This window comes from Janthinobacterium sp. SUN073 (assembly GCF_030397665.1).
GTDB lineage: Bacteria > Pseudomonadota > Gammaproteobacteria > Burkholderiales > Burkholderiaceae_D > Janthinobacterium.
In genome coordinates this window covers 652,178-665,014 of record NZ_JAPUBT010000001.1, presented here as the reverse complement: position 1 = coordinate 665,014, position 12,837 = coordinate 652,178, and the positions used below count along the sequence as shown (strand labels likewise).

General features: G+C 68.6%; 11 protein-coding genes. 4 read left to right on the top strand and 7 right to left on the bottom strand.

What is annotated here, in order from left to right:
- Window positions 1–29: 29 nt before the first annotated feature.
- Window positions 30–1,295 carry a putative Na+/H+ antiporter gene (locus O0882_RS03045; RefSeq protein WP_289945267.1) on the bottom strand — a complete coding sequence of 422 codons (1,266 nt, stop codon included), beginning with the start codon at window positions 1,293–1,295 and terminating at the stop codon, window positions 30–32.
- A gap of 206 nt (window positions 1,296–1,501) precedes the next feature.
- On the opposite strand from O0882_RS03045, the gene imuA reads away from it, so the two are divergent.
- The 4 genes from imuA to O0882_RS03025 all read left to right on the top strand — a co-directional run bounded on the left by imuA (window position 1,502) and on the right by O0882_RS03025 (window position 5,257).
- Complete coding sequence (imuA, locus tag O0882_RS03040; protein WP_289945265.1) at window positions 1,502–2,212, top strand: translesion DNA synthesis-associated protein ImuA; 711 nt, start codon at window positions 1,502–1,504, stop codon at window positions 2,210–2,212.
- The gene (locus O0882_RS03035) at window positions 2,142–3,629 is read left to right on the top strand and encodes a DNA polymerase Y family protein (RefSeq protein ID WP_289945259.1); all 1,488 of its coding nucleotides are present in this window, start codon (window positions 2,142–2,144) and stop codon (window positions 3,627–3,629) included. Before imuA ends, O0882_RS03035 begins: the two co-directional genes overlap by 71 nt.
- An 80-nt stretch (window positions 3,630–3,709) precedes the next feature.
- Window positions 3,710–4,414 (top strand): glutathione binding-like protein, encoded by a 705-nt coding sequence (locus tag O0882_RS03030; protein WP_289945258.1) that lies wholly within the window; start codon window positions 3,710–3,712, stop codon window positions 4,412–4,414.
- A gap of 69 nt (window positions 4,415–4,483) precedes the next feature.
- The gene (locus O0882_RS03025; RefSeq protein WP_289945256.1) at window positions 4,484–5,257 is read left to right on the top strand and encodes an alpha/beta fold hydrolase; all 774 of its coding nucleotides are present in this window, start codon (window positions 4,484–4,486) and stop codon (window positions 5,255–5,257) included.
- Here O0882_RS03025 and O0882_RS03020 read toward each other — a convergent pair.
- The 6 genes from O0882_RS03020 to O0882_RS02995 all read right to left on the bottom strand — a co-directional run bounded on the left by O0882_RS03020 (window position 5,247) and on the right by O0882_RS02995 (window position 12,619).
- The gene (locus O0882_RS03020) at window positions 5,247–6,041 is read right to left on the bottom strand and encodes a hypothetical protein (RefSeq protein WP_289945255.1); all 795 of its coding nucleotides are present in this window, start codon (window positions 6,039–6,041) and stop codon (window positions 5,247–5,249) included. The genes O0882_RS03025 and O0882_RS03020 overlap by 11 nt on opposite strands.
- Before the next feature lie 84 nt (window positions 6,042–6,125).
- On the bottom strand, window positions 6,126–6,476 hold the full coding sequence (locus tag O0882_RS03015) for a hypothetical protein (RefSeq protein WP_289945253.1): 351 nt from the start codon (window positions 6,474–6,476) through the stop codon (window positions 6,126–6,128).
- A gap of 42 nt (window positions 6,477–6,518) precedes the next feature.
- Window positions 6,519–9,722, bottom strand: a complete 3,204-nt coding sequence (locus O0882_RS03010) for a CHAT domain-containing tetratricopeptide repeat protein (RefSeq protein ID WP_289945251.1) — start codon at window positions 9,720–9,722, stop codon at window positions 6,519–6,521.
- Entirely contained in the window at window positions 9,719–11,398 is a 1,680-nt protein-coding gene (locus tag O0882_RS03005) for a caspase family protein (protein ID WP_289945249.1), read from the bottom strand. Before O0882_RS03005 ends, O0882_RS03010 begins: the two co-directional genes overlap by 4 nt.
- Window positions 11,395–12,009 carry a hypothetical protein gene (locus tag O0882_RS03000; RefSeq protein ID WP_289945247.1) on the bottom strand — a complete coding sequence of 205 codons (615 nt, stop codon included), beginning with the start codon at window positions 12,007–12,009 and terminating at the stop codon, window positions 11,395–11,397. Before O0882_RS03000 ends, O0882_RS03005 begins: the two co-directional genes overlap by 4 nt.
- On the bottom strand, window positions 12,002–12,619 hold the full coding sequence (locus O0882_RS02995; protein WP_289945245.1) for an RNA polymerase sigma factor: 618 nt from the start codon (window positions 12,617–12,619) through the stop codon (window positions 12,002–12,004). Before O0882_RS02995 ends, O0882_RS03000 begins: the two co-directional genes overlap by 8 nt.
- Between the last annotated feature and the right edge of the window lie 218 nt (window positions 12,620–12,837).

Sequence of the window (12,837 nt, the reverse complement as noted above, 5' to 3'; positions counted from 1 at the left end):
CGGCCAGGGTGGCCGCCGCACTGCGGTGATTACAAAGCCAGGAAGGCCAGGGCCGCCACGGCCGTCGGCAGCAGGGCGCCGGCCAGCAGGCCGACGGCGCCGATCGATTCATCCTTGAAGCCGCGGCGCAGCAGGGATACGCCGGCCGGGTTCGGTGCATTGGCGATGACGGTCAGGCCGCCACCGGCCACGGCGCCAGCCACCAGCATGTATTTCGCTTCGTCCGTCATGCCGACGATCAGCGAACCGAGGTAAGTCAGGGCCGCATTGTCGGTAATCGCCGTCAAGCCCAGGGCGCCGAAGAACAGGGCCAGCGGTTTCAGGCTGGAGACGATGGGTTGCAGCCACCATTGCTGCATGCCGCCCAGCACCACCAGGCCGCCGAGGAAGAAGCCGACCAGCAAGCCTTCCTTGAGGATCAGCGGGCTTTGATAACGCTCATACGCCTGCACGAAGCCGAGGAAGAACAGGAACAGGCCGAAGAACAGCACGGGATGGTGCGCCAGGGCCACCACGCCACCCAGCACGATCATGTGCACGAGGCTGACGGCCAGCGGTACTTTCGGCGCTTCCACCTCGCCGGCTTTCGGCTTGATATCGGAGGTGTTGCTGTGCAGGTATTTGCGCAGCAATATGCTCACGCCCGTGGCGTTGACCAGCACGGCGATGGCGGCTTTCCAGCCGAAATGGCTGGCCATGTAGGCGCTGTCCCAGTTCCACGTGGTGGCCACCATCAGCACGGGCGGCGCCGCGTACGAAGTGAGGGTGCCGCCGATGGACACGTTGACGAACAGCACACCCAGCGCGCCATATTTCAGCCATTCGGGGATGCCCGGACGGAAGATTTGTGGCGCCAGCATCAGCGCGGCCAGGGTCATGGCGGCCGGTTCCGTGATCATCGAGCCCGTCAGGGGCACGAGCGCCAGTCCCAGCCAGACGAGGGCCAGTTCCGTGCGCAGCGGCATCACGCGCGCCACGCCCTTGAGCAGGCGCTGCACGGCGTCGAGCACGGGGCGCGAGGCGGCTACCACCATGACGACAAAGACGAACAACGGCTCCGTGTACTGGCGCGATTCGGCGTACTCGATGGCCGCCTCGCCGCCCGAGACAAAGGCCATGATGATGATCAGGATGAAAGCCCAGAAGCCGAACACGACTTCCACTTCGCCCAGCAAGTGCAGCAGGCCCCCATGGCGGGGATGGCGCTGTGCCAGGGTTTCAAATGACTTGGCGGCAAAGGTGTGGATGAGCGCAAGGCCGAAGACGATGGCGCTGATGAGTTGGATGGTGGTCAAATGCGTTTCCTTATGGACGGAGGAAGCCGACTGGTACTTTGCCAGGCGGTAAGGAGAGTGCTTATGGTACAGCAATCGATGCCAGAAACGGGGTTTTTCGGACATGGCGGAGCGGCCCCGGGCGCGCTATCTGACAGATAAGCCTTGCCAAAAGCAGGGCTGGATAGTACTGTACATGCATACAGTACTCATCTTCATATTTAATTATGCAACATTCCGAATTGATGACCTCGCCGGAAGCCTTGCACCCGTCTTTATGGCGCGCATCGCAGCTGGGGCAGGGCGCCACGCGCTGCCTGGACACGGGTTTTGCCGCCTTGTCCGCGCAACTGCCCGGCGGTGGCTGGCCCAGCGGCAGCCTCATCGATCTGCTGGTGCAGCAGCCGGGCAGCGGCGAATTGCGGCTGCTGGCACCCGCGCTGGCGCAGCTGCCGGGCTTGCCCATCGTGCTGCTGCAGCCGCCCCATCCGCCGCAGGCGCTGGCCCTGGCCGCGCAGGGGCTGGCGCCGTCGCAACTGCTGTGGCTCAAAAGCGCCGGCAGCAAGGATGCCCTATGGGCGGCGGAAAACATCTTGCGCAGCGGCAGTTGCGGCGCCTTGCTGTTCTGGCAGTCGCACGTGCGCGCCGACAGCCTGCGCCGCCTGCACCTGGCCGCGCAAGGCGGCAACACCCTGTTTTGCATGCTGCGCCCCTTGCACGGCGCGCAGGATGCGTCGCCCGCGCCGCTGCGCCTGTCCGTGCGCCCGGCCGCTGGCGGCATCGAGATCGGCTTCATCAAGCGCCGGGGACCGCAGCGCGACGCGCCCCTGTTCCTGCCCCTGCAACCTCCTTCATTATTGCGACGCCATGCGACTCTGGATCGGCCTGTGCCTGCCCCGGCTTCCGCTCGAAGTGTTTTGCCCGCGCTGGTCGGCTGACCAGCTGGGCGTGGTGCTGGAGCAGGAGCAAGTGATGGCCCTGTCGCCGCTGGCGCGGGAGGCCGGCATCCGGCCGGGCATGCGCCGTGGCGGCGTGCTGATGCTGGCGCCGCAGGCGCGCCTGCACGAACGCTCGCCCGAGCTGGAAGCGCAGGCCTTGCAAGCGGTGGCGCTGGCGCTGCTGCAATACTCGCCGCTGGTGGCGCAGGGCGAAGAAGCGACCCTGCTGGTCGACGCGGGCGCCAGCCTGCGCCTGTTCGGCGGCGTGCGCGCTCTGTGCCGGCAGATCGCGGCCAGCTTGCGCGCGCTGGGCTACACGGCCCAGCTGTCGTGCGCGCCCACGGCGCGCGGCGCATGGCTGCTGGCGCGCGCCCCTACGCGCCGGGGGCGGACCTTGAGCATGGCCAGCCTGGTGCGCCGCCTCGATCGCCTGCCATGCGCCCTGCTGCCACCCGCGCGCCCCTGGCTCGACTGGCTGGGGGGCATAGGCTGCCGCACTCTGGGGCAGCTGCGCCAGTTGCCCCGGCCCGGCTTGCAGCGCCGCTGCGGCGCCGCCGTGCTGGAGATGCTCGACGACGCGCATGGCCACAGCACGGAATTGTTCATCTGGCTCGAAGCACCGCCCACGTTCCGCGCCAGCCTGGAATTGTTCGACCGCGTGGAGCACGCGGACGCCTTGCTGTTCGGCGCGCGCCGCCTGCTGCAGCAGATGACGGGATGGCTGTGCGCGCGGCAATTCGCCGTCGAGCGCATACAGCTGCTGCTGGCGCACGAGCGGGGCAGGCTGGCGCGCCCGCCCACCGTCATCGACCTGGCGCTGGGCGAGGCCGTCTGGCGCGACGAGCATCTGGTGCGTTTGCTCAAGGAGCGCCTGGCGCAGCTGGTGCTGGATGCCCCCGTGATTAGCCTGACCCTGGAAGCGCTGCAGGTGCAGCCGATGGCGCCGCCCAGCGAGAGCCTGTTTCCCGAGCCGGGCGGCACGCCGCAGGAGCGCCAGCGTTTGCTGGAATTGCTGGTGGCGCGCCTGGGCGCCGAGAATGTCTTGCAGGCATCCCCGCGCGCCGATTACCGTCCCGAAGCGGCCAACCAGTGGCTGCCGCTGCCGGCCAAGCCCGTTTCAAGAAGCGCGCTACCGGACTTGCCGCCCGGTTTGCCCGGCATGCCCCGTCCCGGCTGGCTGCTGGCCCAACCCATCGCCCTGTTGATGCGCGAGCACCGGCCCTTCTATGGCTCGCCCCTGAAAATGGTGTCTGTCGCCGAACGCATCGAGGCGGGCTGGTGGGGCCAGTCGCAGGCGCGCGATTATTTTATTGCCGAAGGACGCGATCACGCCCATTACTGGGTCTACCGCGAACGCATCGCCGGCAGCGCAGAAGACGCCGCGCCGCGCTGGTTTTTGCATGGCTTGTTTGGCTGAATGCGCCGTCCTGCTGAAACTGCAATGCTTGGCTATACTTGCTTGCTTGCGCTGCGTCAACCACTTCAATAAGGATTCCCATGTCCCAACTTTCCGACTTTCCCATCACCGAGAAATGGCCCGCCCGGCATCCCGAGCGCCTGCAGCTGTATTCGCTGCCCACGCCGAACGGCATCAAGGTTTCCATCCTGCTGGAAGAGCTGGGCTTGGCGTACGAGCCGCACCTGGTCAGTTTCGAGCAGAACGACCAGTTGTCGCCCGCCTTCCTGTCGCTCAATCCCAACAACAAGATTCCCGCCATCCTCGACCCGGACGGTCCCGGTGGCCAGCCGCTGGCGCTGTTCGAGTCGGGTGCCATCCTGCTGTACCTGGCGGAAAAGACGGGCAAGTTCCTGCCGCAGGACGCGGGCCTGCGCTATGAAGCCATCCAGTGGCTGATGTTCCAGATGGGCGGCGTCGGCCCCATGTTCGGCCAGGTGGGCTTCTTCCACAAATTCGCCGGCAAGGACTACGCAGACAAGCGTCCGCTGGAACGCTATCTGGGCGAGGCCCGGCGTTTGCTGGGCGTACTCGAGCAGCGCCTGCAGGGCCGCGACTGGATCATGGGTAGCCAGTACACGATTGCCGACATCGCCATCTTCCCGTGGGTGCGCTGCCTCGTGGGCTTTTATGGCGCAGGCGAGCTCGTCGGCTTCGACAATTTTCCGAACCTGCAGCGCGCGCTGGATGCTTTCCTGGCCCGGCCTGCCGTCATCAAGGGCGTCGACATACCCTCGCGTGGTTAAAACAGCCGTGGCCGGGCGGCGCTACAATGCGCCATCGGCCGCGCTGCGCGGCAGCTTTGATCTGAGACAATGAAATCCACCCGGCAAGATTTTCCCGGCGCACACGGCCATGTGCTGGCGGCGCGCCTCGATGCGCCCGACGGCGCCATCCGCGCCTATGCGCTGTTCGCCCACTGTTTTACCTGCGGCAAGGATGTGCTGGCCGCGCGGCGCATCGCGCAAGGCTTGACGGAACACGGCATCGCCGTGCTGCGCTTCGACTTCACGGGACTGGGCGCCAGCGAGGGCGAGTTTGCCGCCACGAATTTCTCGTCGAATGTCGACGACCTGCTGGCCGCCGCCGATTTCCTGCGGGCCAGACACTCTGCGCCGCAATTGCTGATCGGCCACAGCCTGGGCGGCGCCGCCGTGCTGGCCGCTGCCGCGCAAGTGCCGGAAGCGACCGCCGTGGTGACCCTGGCCGCCCCCAGCACGCCCGCTTACGTGACGCGCATGTTCAGCGCGCACCTGGAGCAGATCGCCGCCGAAGGCGAGGCGCTGGTGCAGCTGGAAGGGCGGCCCTTCCGCATCCGCCAGCAATTCGTCGACGACGCGGGCAGCCACAGCCTGAAGGCTCACATCGCCGGCCTGCGCCGCGCCCTGCTGGTGATGCACGCGCCGAACGACACGACGGTGAGCCTGTCGAACGCGATGGATATTTTCACGGCCGCGAAGCACCCGAAAAGTTTTGTTTCGCTCGACGATGCCGACCATCTGTTGACGGGGCGCGATGACGCCGCGTATGTCGCCAATGTGATTGCCGCCTGGAGCGCGCGCTACCTGCAGGGTGCACCTACGCCATGAGGCCTGCAGGCGCAGCCAGTTTTTGCCTGACAAGCAGAAACACGATGGCACCCAGCGGCAGGGAGACGGTGAATGTCCAGGGCTGGTAGGCGCTGGTGCCGGCGGCAACGCCAAACAGCTGGATGGCGATGGGCAGGAACAGGTACTGGCCCGTCGCCCAGTTGAGCGACAACTGGCCGAAACCGATGCTGATGAACAGCAACCAGGGCCATTTCCTGACGGTTAGTTTGCTGCGCAGGCATAACACCAGGGCAGACAGGATCAGCAAGGGGGAGAGGATGGCAGCGCCGAGCACCACGTAGTGGAGCAGCGATTTGCCGCGTAGCGTGAAGGTCGCCTGCTGTTCCAGCGATGCGGTCTGCGGCGCCACGCTCAAGCCCATGATGGTGGCGTCAGTGCCATATTTTCTCAGCACGATGGTGCTGACGATCCATTTTTCAGGATAGGCATATTCGAAGCTGACACTCAGCAATTGAGGCGCATCGCGCTGCTCAATGCGCTGGTAGCCCACCACCTTGACGGACCGGGGCTCGCCAGCGGGGAAGGCGGCACTCAAGGTGGACAGCGCCTGGCGGATCTGATCGCCGTTATTGCCCGGCTCGGTAGCCATGCGCACATAGTCCAGCTGTTTTTCACGCAGCAGGTCGCTGTAATGCCGCGCCAACTGCTGGTCTTGCAGCGGCACCTTCTGTTCGAAGTCCTTGATCAGGTCGGATTGCTGGCATCCGGCCAGCATGCAGAACAGGGCGGGCAAGGCGCAGGCGCGCAGAAAGAGCAGGAACATGGGCAGAGGACGGCAATGGGACGATGAAAAACGCCGCCCCTGCTGGGCAGGCGCGGCGCATGATGGTGTTCAGGTGGCGAAGGCTCAGTCTTCGTCAAACTCGGCCGAAAGATCCTTCCAGCCTTTACTGATGGCAAAGGCGGAAAATTCCTCGGGCGCTTCCAGGACGATCAGTTTCTTGTCTTGCAAGCCCAGGTCGCCGTGGCCGAAGTCGGGGCCCACGTAGCCGAGGCTGCGCAGGCGGGCCAGGATGTGGCCGACCAGGGTCTTGTCCTTGCAGGCGCCCGCTTCGAGCGGAGCGGCGAAATCGACGTAGACGTCGATGATGCCGTAGCCTTCGTCGAAGATGCGGATGGCCCTGATGTCGTGGGCACGGCCGGAGCCGTCGGTGGCCTTGAAGGGGCCGCTGAGCTGGATGTCGGTGTCATTGTTCATGCCGCCAGCATACACCAAAAACGGCCTTCCGTCGTGCGGCGCTCAGGAGCCGAGCAGGATGAAACCGGCCCAGTAGAAGGGATGGCCGCGCGTCTCGCCGCTGCCGCCGGCGGCGTCGAGCGGCGTCAGGCCCCGCGTCGCCGTGACGGCGTGCCGGGCGGCGCGGATCTGCCGCAACTGCGCCTGGCGCAAGGCTTGCGGCTTGCCCTTGCCTTGCGCCAGCGCCGCATAAAAATCGCCCATCAGGGTGGCCGTCGACTGGTCCGACACGCGCCACAGGCTGGCCAGCACATTGCGCGCGCCGCGCTGGCGGGCCAGCCAGGCCAGGCCTTCCAGTTCGCGTCCCGTGGCATCGGTGCCGGCCGGCACGGCCGTTTCGCAGGCCGACAGGGTGAGCAAGTCCAGGCCGGCGAAGCGGTAGCCATCCTGCGCCAGTTCCGCCAGACTGAGTTTGCCGCCATCGCCCAGCAGCAGGTAGGAGTCCGCGCCCACGCCCGAGCGCAGCACGAAATGGCTGGCGATATGCACGCTGCTGTTGGCGGGCAGTGCGCGCTGCAGCGCCGCGCCGGTGAAGTCGCCATCGAGGTAGATCTGGCTGGGGATGCGCGCCGCGTGTCCGATCGCCTGCACGGCGCGCAGTTCGCGCTGCACGAAGGGCAGGGCCGGCAGTTCGCCGCTGGCGCGGGTCTGGCCGAACAGGGCAAGCGATGGCGCGCGGCGCGGCGCTTCTTGTGCGCCGGCCTGTTCACCATGCAGCGAGACGGGCAGCCGTTCGACCAGCCAGCGGCGCCCGTCATGCAGCATGGCGAACGGCAGGTAGCGCAAGACGCCGCCCAGCGACAGCGACAGCGAGGTGGCGCCGTCCAGTTCCCGGCTGGCGGGCGCCAGCAGCAGCGCATACAGCGCTTGCGCATCGGCGCGCGCGTCCTGTGCCGGATCTTGCGCGCTGCGGCGCAGGCGGGCGATGCGCTGCGCCAGCGTGCGCTCGTCGATGGCCACGTCGTGGATGGTGCTGCCGCTCCGTCCGCCGCGCTGCGAGACGATGCGCAGGCGCGTGTCGGTAACCAGATAAGTCAGGTGCAGCACGCCCCGCTTGAGCGGTTCGGCCCGCGCCATGCCAGCCTTGCCTGCCGGCGCGGGCGTGGCCACGCTGCCGGCCGGCAGCGCCGTCAGCGCCTCGGTGGCGCCATCGAGCAGCAGCGCCATGGCGTCGTTCGCCCGCCGCCATGCATCGTCGGCTTGCGCCACGCCCTGCGCCTGGCGTTCGCGCGCCGCGGCCAGCGCCTGGGCGCCCGCGCGCAGGGCGGCGGCGCGTGCTTCGAACTGGCGCTGCCATTCGCCCTCCGCGCCCGTGTAGCCGAGACGCGTGGCGCGCGGATCTGGCGCGCTGCGCACCAGGCTGTGGAATTCGTCCTCGCGCACCATGGCCAGCACGGTTTCCGCTTCGTGGATGCGGCGCTGGTCGAGCAGGCGGTCCGCCAGCCGGCCGTAGGCGGCGCGTTTTTGCCGCACAAAGCCCTGCCGCAGCGGCACCGGCAGGCTAGCCGTGCCGGCGCGCGTGGCTTGCAGCGCATTGACCGCCTGCTTGCCGAGGAAAATGCCAGCCGCGTCGGGTTCCAGCGCTCCCAGCTGCGCCGCCGCCCGCGCTTCGAGCATGCTCTGTTCATGCGCCATGCCGATGGCCAGTGCGCGTGCCGCCTGGGAGCGCGCCGTGGCGGTATCGCCCGCGCGCGCATTGAGTCCGGCCGCGTCCAGCAAGGCCTGTGCATGGGCGGGATGGGCCGCGCCGCGCGTGGCGGCCAGCTGCCGCGCCATGGCGCCCGCCTCGCGCGCCAGCGCCTGCAGTTCGGCCGCGCCGATGCCGGCGTGCTCCGCGCGCGCCAGCAGGCGCGCCTGGCGCACCGTGTCGAGCATGCCGGCCGTGGCGGGATGCGTTTGCTGCAGCCGCGCCTCCAGGCCAGCCAGTGCCGTTTCCGCCGCGTCCTGGAGTCCCAGCGCGGCCTGTGCCTGCGCCGCCAGCAGCAGCGCATCGGCTTCGTCGGCCGGCAGCGTCTGGCCGCCGGACATGGCCAGCCGCGCCGCCGCCTGCGCCGCTTCCAGCGCCTGCTGGTACTGCCCCAATGCCATGCGCGCGCTGCCATGCGCGAGCTGGTGCGCGGCGCAGGTGGCGGCGGCCTCGCCATACACGGCGCGGCAATGTTCTAGCGCGGCGGCGGCGGCCACTTCCGCGCGGCCCAGCTGATTGTCCGCCAGCGCCGTCAGCGCCACGTCCTGCCAGGCGCTGACGGTGTTGGCATGGCGGTCGCCGAACAGGGCGCGGCGGATACGCAGGCCGTCCTCCGCCTCCTGCCATGCCTTGCCGCTTTCGCCCAGGCGCAGGTGGATGCCGCTCAGGCGGTTCAAGGCCACGCTGGCCTGCATCGAGTCGGCCCCCGAGCGCTGCACCGCCATGGCCAGCGCGCGCTGGGCGAACGCCAGCGCCTGGCGGTCGTTGCCGCTCAGGGTGTACCAGTTGGCCATGTCGGTCACGCTCGTTTGCGTCTCGGTGCGGTTTTCGCCGAAGGCCGCCAGGCGTATCCGGTAGGCGCGCTCCAGGTAGCCATAGGCTTCTTCCATGCGGCCCATGCGCAGCAGCAGCACGCCCACGTCGCGCATGCCCCACGCATGGTCGGTGCTGTCCTCGCCCGAGGTGCGGGCCCACGTTTCCATGGCTTGACGCGCATACGGCAGGCCGCGCGCATATTCCTTGGTCTGCAGCGCCACGCCGGACAGGTTGGACAGGCTGGTGCCATACGATACCGTGTCCTTGCCGATCAGGCGGGCTTTCGCCGCCAGCGCGATGTCGCCCCATTGCCAGGCCAGGTCGAAGCGGCTCCACTGGCGGTACAGGTACATCAGTTCACTCGGGTAGTACATGCTTTCGCGTCCGGGATCGCCGTCGTCCAGCGCCTGGCGGATGGCCCAGCCTTCCAGCAAGGCCTGTTCGCTCTCGGCGTAGCGGTTGAGCATGTGCAGGCTCTGGCCCACGCCCAGCAGGCCGGTGGCGATGCCGGCCCGGTCGTCCGCCGCGCGGCAGGCGGCCACGCTGCGCTGGAACAGGGGCAGCGAGACGGCCGGCTGTTCCTTCTCGTTGGCGTCGTTCGCCTGCGCCAGCCATGGCGCGATGACGGCCTGGCAGGTGCCGGCCGATGCCGTTTGCGGCAAGGCCGATACGGCCAGCAGCAGGCCCAGGACGAGGCGCCTCATTGGACGGAGCGCCAGGACAGCCGGGCCACCTGGGCCTGGTCTGGGTTGCCCGCTTCCGCCACGGGGACCGCAACGTTGGCCGCGCCGCGCGTGGCTGGCAGGGCCGGCAACGCTTCGAGGATGGCGAAGCGGCGCGGCAGGGTGCCATTTGCCGCCGGTGCCGCCACCAGCGCCAGCCATTCCACGCCATAGTGGGGGCCGCTGACGACGAAGCTGCGTTCGAAGCGGCTGATGCCGGCACCGATGGCGGGCGGCATGCGGTTGCTGTCGCCGTCGAGGGCCGGATAGATGCGCGTGGCGGGGCCGTCCAGCGGCAAGTGCGCCAGGCCCAGGTCGACGGAAGCGGCGCTGCGGTTTTCCACGCTGAGGCGGATGCGCGTGCCGGCCGGCAGCACGCCGAGGTCGCCATCGGCGAATGCCTGCTGGCGCGGCGCCTTGCCCGGCAGGGTCAGTTCGATGCGCGCGTCGAGCAGGGGCGGGCCCGGCGTGGCGGGCAGCGCCAGCAGGGCGGCGAGACGGCCCTGGCGTATCGATCCCGCAGGCAGCGGCGCAGGCGTGCGGCTGGCCCAGCCCGCTGCGGCGCCTGCACTGCCCGGTAGCAGCGTCAGCCGCGTTTCTCCCCAGCCAGTCTTGCTGGCGCGCCAGCGCGCGCCGGCCTGCCGGAACAGGTCGCCCTCGCGCATGCCGTCGAGCAGGCCGAACGGCACCAGCCAGCCTTGCGCATCGCGCCGCACGGGCCAGAGCGGCGCCGGTATGGCAGCATCGTCGCCCTGCCACAGCGGTGCGTCGAGCGCGCCCGCATACACGGGCGAAGGCCAGGCGGAGCGGGGCAGCTGGTAAGCCTGCAATGCGCTCCTGTACTGCTGCGTGGCGGCGCCGGCCCACATGGCATAGGTTTGTGGCTGGCGCTGCAAGGCGGCGATGACGGCCTGCGTAAACAGACCGGCAGCCTGGCCCGGCGTGGCTGCCGCAGCGGCTTCCGGCGTGCGCTGCTGGGCTTCGGCGGCGAAAAAGGCGACATAACGGGGCCGCGCCCGCGGTTCGTCGGGTGGCGTGCCCTTGCCAGGGGGCGGGCGCCAGCCGATGTCGCTCGCCGCCAGCCCCCGCCACGCGAGACCGTCGCCGCTGCGCGTGCCGGCCGCCGCATGGCAGGTATCGAATATGGCCACGACCTGTGTCTGCCGCGCGGCAAACGCATCGATGGCGCGCCCCAGTTCGCTGCTGCCGACGCCGCCATCGAGCTGCCGCCCCTGGTGGCTGACCTGGCTGTCGCGCGTCAGCAAGCGCGTGCGCCGTCCTTGCGGCGCGGCTGCCTGGCCCGGATAGACGGGCAGCAGCACGCTGTGGCCCGACCAGTACAGCAGCAGGACATCGTCTTTGCCCAGCGTCTTTTCCAGCTGCGCCAGGCGCGCCAGGATGGCCTGGCGCGTGGGCGCCTGGCTGGCGCCCGCATCATCGGCCAGTCGGTAGATATGTTCATCGGCGAAACCCTGTTGCCGCAACGCCGCGCGCATGGCGTTTACGTCGGCCGTGGGACCGGCCAGCCAGCTGCCGCGCGGCATGGCGGGCAAGGCGCCCACGCCGATCAGCAGCGCGTGGCGTTCGCCGGCCAGCACCGCGCCGCTCAGCAGGTAACTCAGCAGTAGTGCGCGCCCCCAGCGCCGCTTGTTTTTCATGGCGCCCCTGGCGTGCTGGTGAGCGATGCCGCAGCCACCACGCCGCTGGCCCGCAGGCTTTGCAGGGCTGCGGGTGGATCGGCCGCATCGAGCAGATAGCCGTGGTCAGGCAGGGGGCCGGCGACGATGCCTGCCTGTGCCTGCTCCAGCGCTGCCGCGACCTGGGGCATGCTGGCGGTTGGCAGGAATTGCACGCGCAGGCTGGCCGGCGGCGCCACTGCACCTGGCACGCTGCGCCAGCGCAGTTGATCCGTCGGGGGTGGTTGCTGCCACAGCAGCCACGCCTGGACTATGCACAGGCTGGCCAGTGCCGTGATGGCCATTGGCGCCAGTGCAGGTAGCGCCAGGCGCTGGCAGCAGCGGCGCCAGAAGGCGGGGCGTTCGAGGCGGCGATGCAGTTGCGCCAGGCCTGCGGCGGGATCCATGCTGGCCGCTTCGGCCTCGATGGCGGCGCGGATTTCGCGCAGCCAGTCGGCATCGGCGGCCCAGTGCGGATCGTCTTCCAGCCTGGCGGCGATGCGGCTGGCCACGTCTGCGGGGGCATGGCCATTCAGGTAGTCGGGCAGCATCTCGCGCAGCGCCTGTTCCTGAGGATCGATGGACTCAGCCATGGTGGCCGCCTTCCTGGGCAAACCAGCGCTGTATGCACTGGCGTAAGTTGATGCGGCCATGAAACAAGCGCGTCTTGACGGTGCCTTCCGGCGCTTGTTGAATATGGGCAATATCGGCCACCGACAGATCGTCGATCGCCCACAGGGTCAGGCTTTCGCGCTGCATCGGGTTGCGCAGACGCAGCAGGCATTTCAGCACGGCATGGCGCCGCTGCAGACTTTCCCGCGCCACCTGTGGTCCCGGATCGTGTTCCGCCTGCTCCTGCTGCGCCTGCTCCTCGCTATCGCTGTCGAGCGGCACTTCGCGTGCCAGGCGCTTGCCATGGCGGCGGATCTGGTCGATGGCCTTGTTGCGTGCCAGGGTCAGCAGCCAGGTACCGAACGCCACCCGGCCGTCGTAGCGCATGGGCGCGCGCCAGATAGCGTGGAACACGTCCACCGTGACTTCGTCGGCGACCGCGTGCACATCGAGCCCCGAGCCCGATAGCTGCAGGCGCGCAAACACGCGCACGCGCGGCGACCAGGCGCGGTACAGGGCGTCCAGCGCGCGCTGGTCGCCTGACGCCATGGCAGCGAGCAGTTCGGCGGGATTGACAGGCAATGCGCTCATGGTAGCGGGGCAGGGGCAGGTTGAATGGGAGCGGCAGGCATTTACGTCGTGGCAATTATAGCATCGGGGAAATAGTGCAGTATTGGTAAGAGGGAGGCCAGCAAAGGCGTGGGCGCAGGGACTGGCGCAATCTCATTGCAAAAAGATTGAACCGGATGGCGATGCGCTGCGAACAAGAGCATGAAGGGCCGCATTGCAGCTGGTCCGCCAAACCGAAA

Excerpts from the sequence above, each read along its gene's own strand:
- imuA (WP_289945265.1), top strand. The coding sequence starts at position 1,502 with ATGCAACATTCCGAATTGATGACCTCGCCGGAAGCCTTGCACCCGTCT.
- O0882_RS03035 (WP_289945259.1), top strand. The coding sequence starts at position 2,142 with ATGCGACTCTGGATCGGCCTGTGCCTGCCCCGGCTTCCGCTCGAAGTG.
- O0882_RS03030 (WP_289945258.1), top strand. The coding sequence starts at position 3,710 with ATGTCCCAACTTTCCGACTTTCCCATCACCGAGAAATGGCCCGCCCGG.
- O0882_RS03025 (WP_289945256.1), top strand. The coding sequence starts at position 4,484 with ATGAAATCCACCCGGCAAGATTTTCCCGGCGCACACGGCCATGTGCTG.
- O0882_RS03020 (WP_289945255.1), bottom strand. The coding sequence starts at position 6,041 with ATGTTCCTGCTCTTTCTGCGCGCCTGCGCCTTGCCCGCCCTGTTCTGC.
- O0882_RS03015 (WP_289945253.1), bottom strand. The coding sequence starts at position 6,476 with ATGAACAATGACACCGACATCCAGCTCAGCGGCCCCTTCAAGGCCACC.
- O0882_RS03010 (WP_289945251.1), bottom strand. The coding sequence starts at position 9,722 with ATGAGGCGCCTCGTCCTGGGCCTGCTGCTGGCCGTATCGGCCTTGCCG.
- O0882_RS03005 (WP_289945249.1), bottom strand. The coding sequence starts at position 11,398 with ATGAAAAACAAGCGGCGCTGGGGGCGCGCACTACTGCTGAGTTACCTG.
- O0882_RS03000 (WP_289945247.1), bottom strand. The coding sequence starts at position 12,009 with ATGGCTGAGTCCATCGATCCTCAGGAACAGGCGCTGCGCGAGATGCTG.
- O0882_RS02995 (WP_289945245.1), bottom strand. The coding sequence starts at position 12,619 with ATGAGCGCATTGCCTGTCAATCCCGCCGAACTGCTCGCTGCCATGGCG.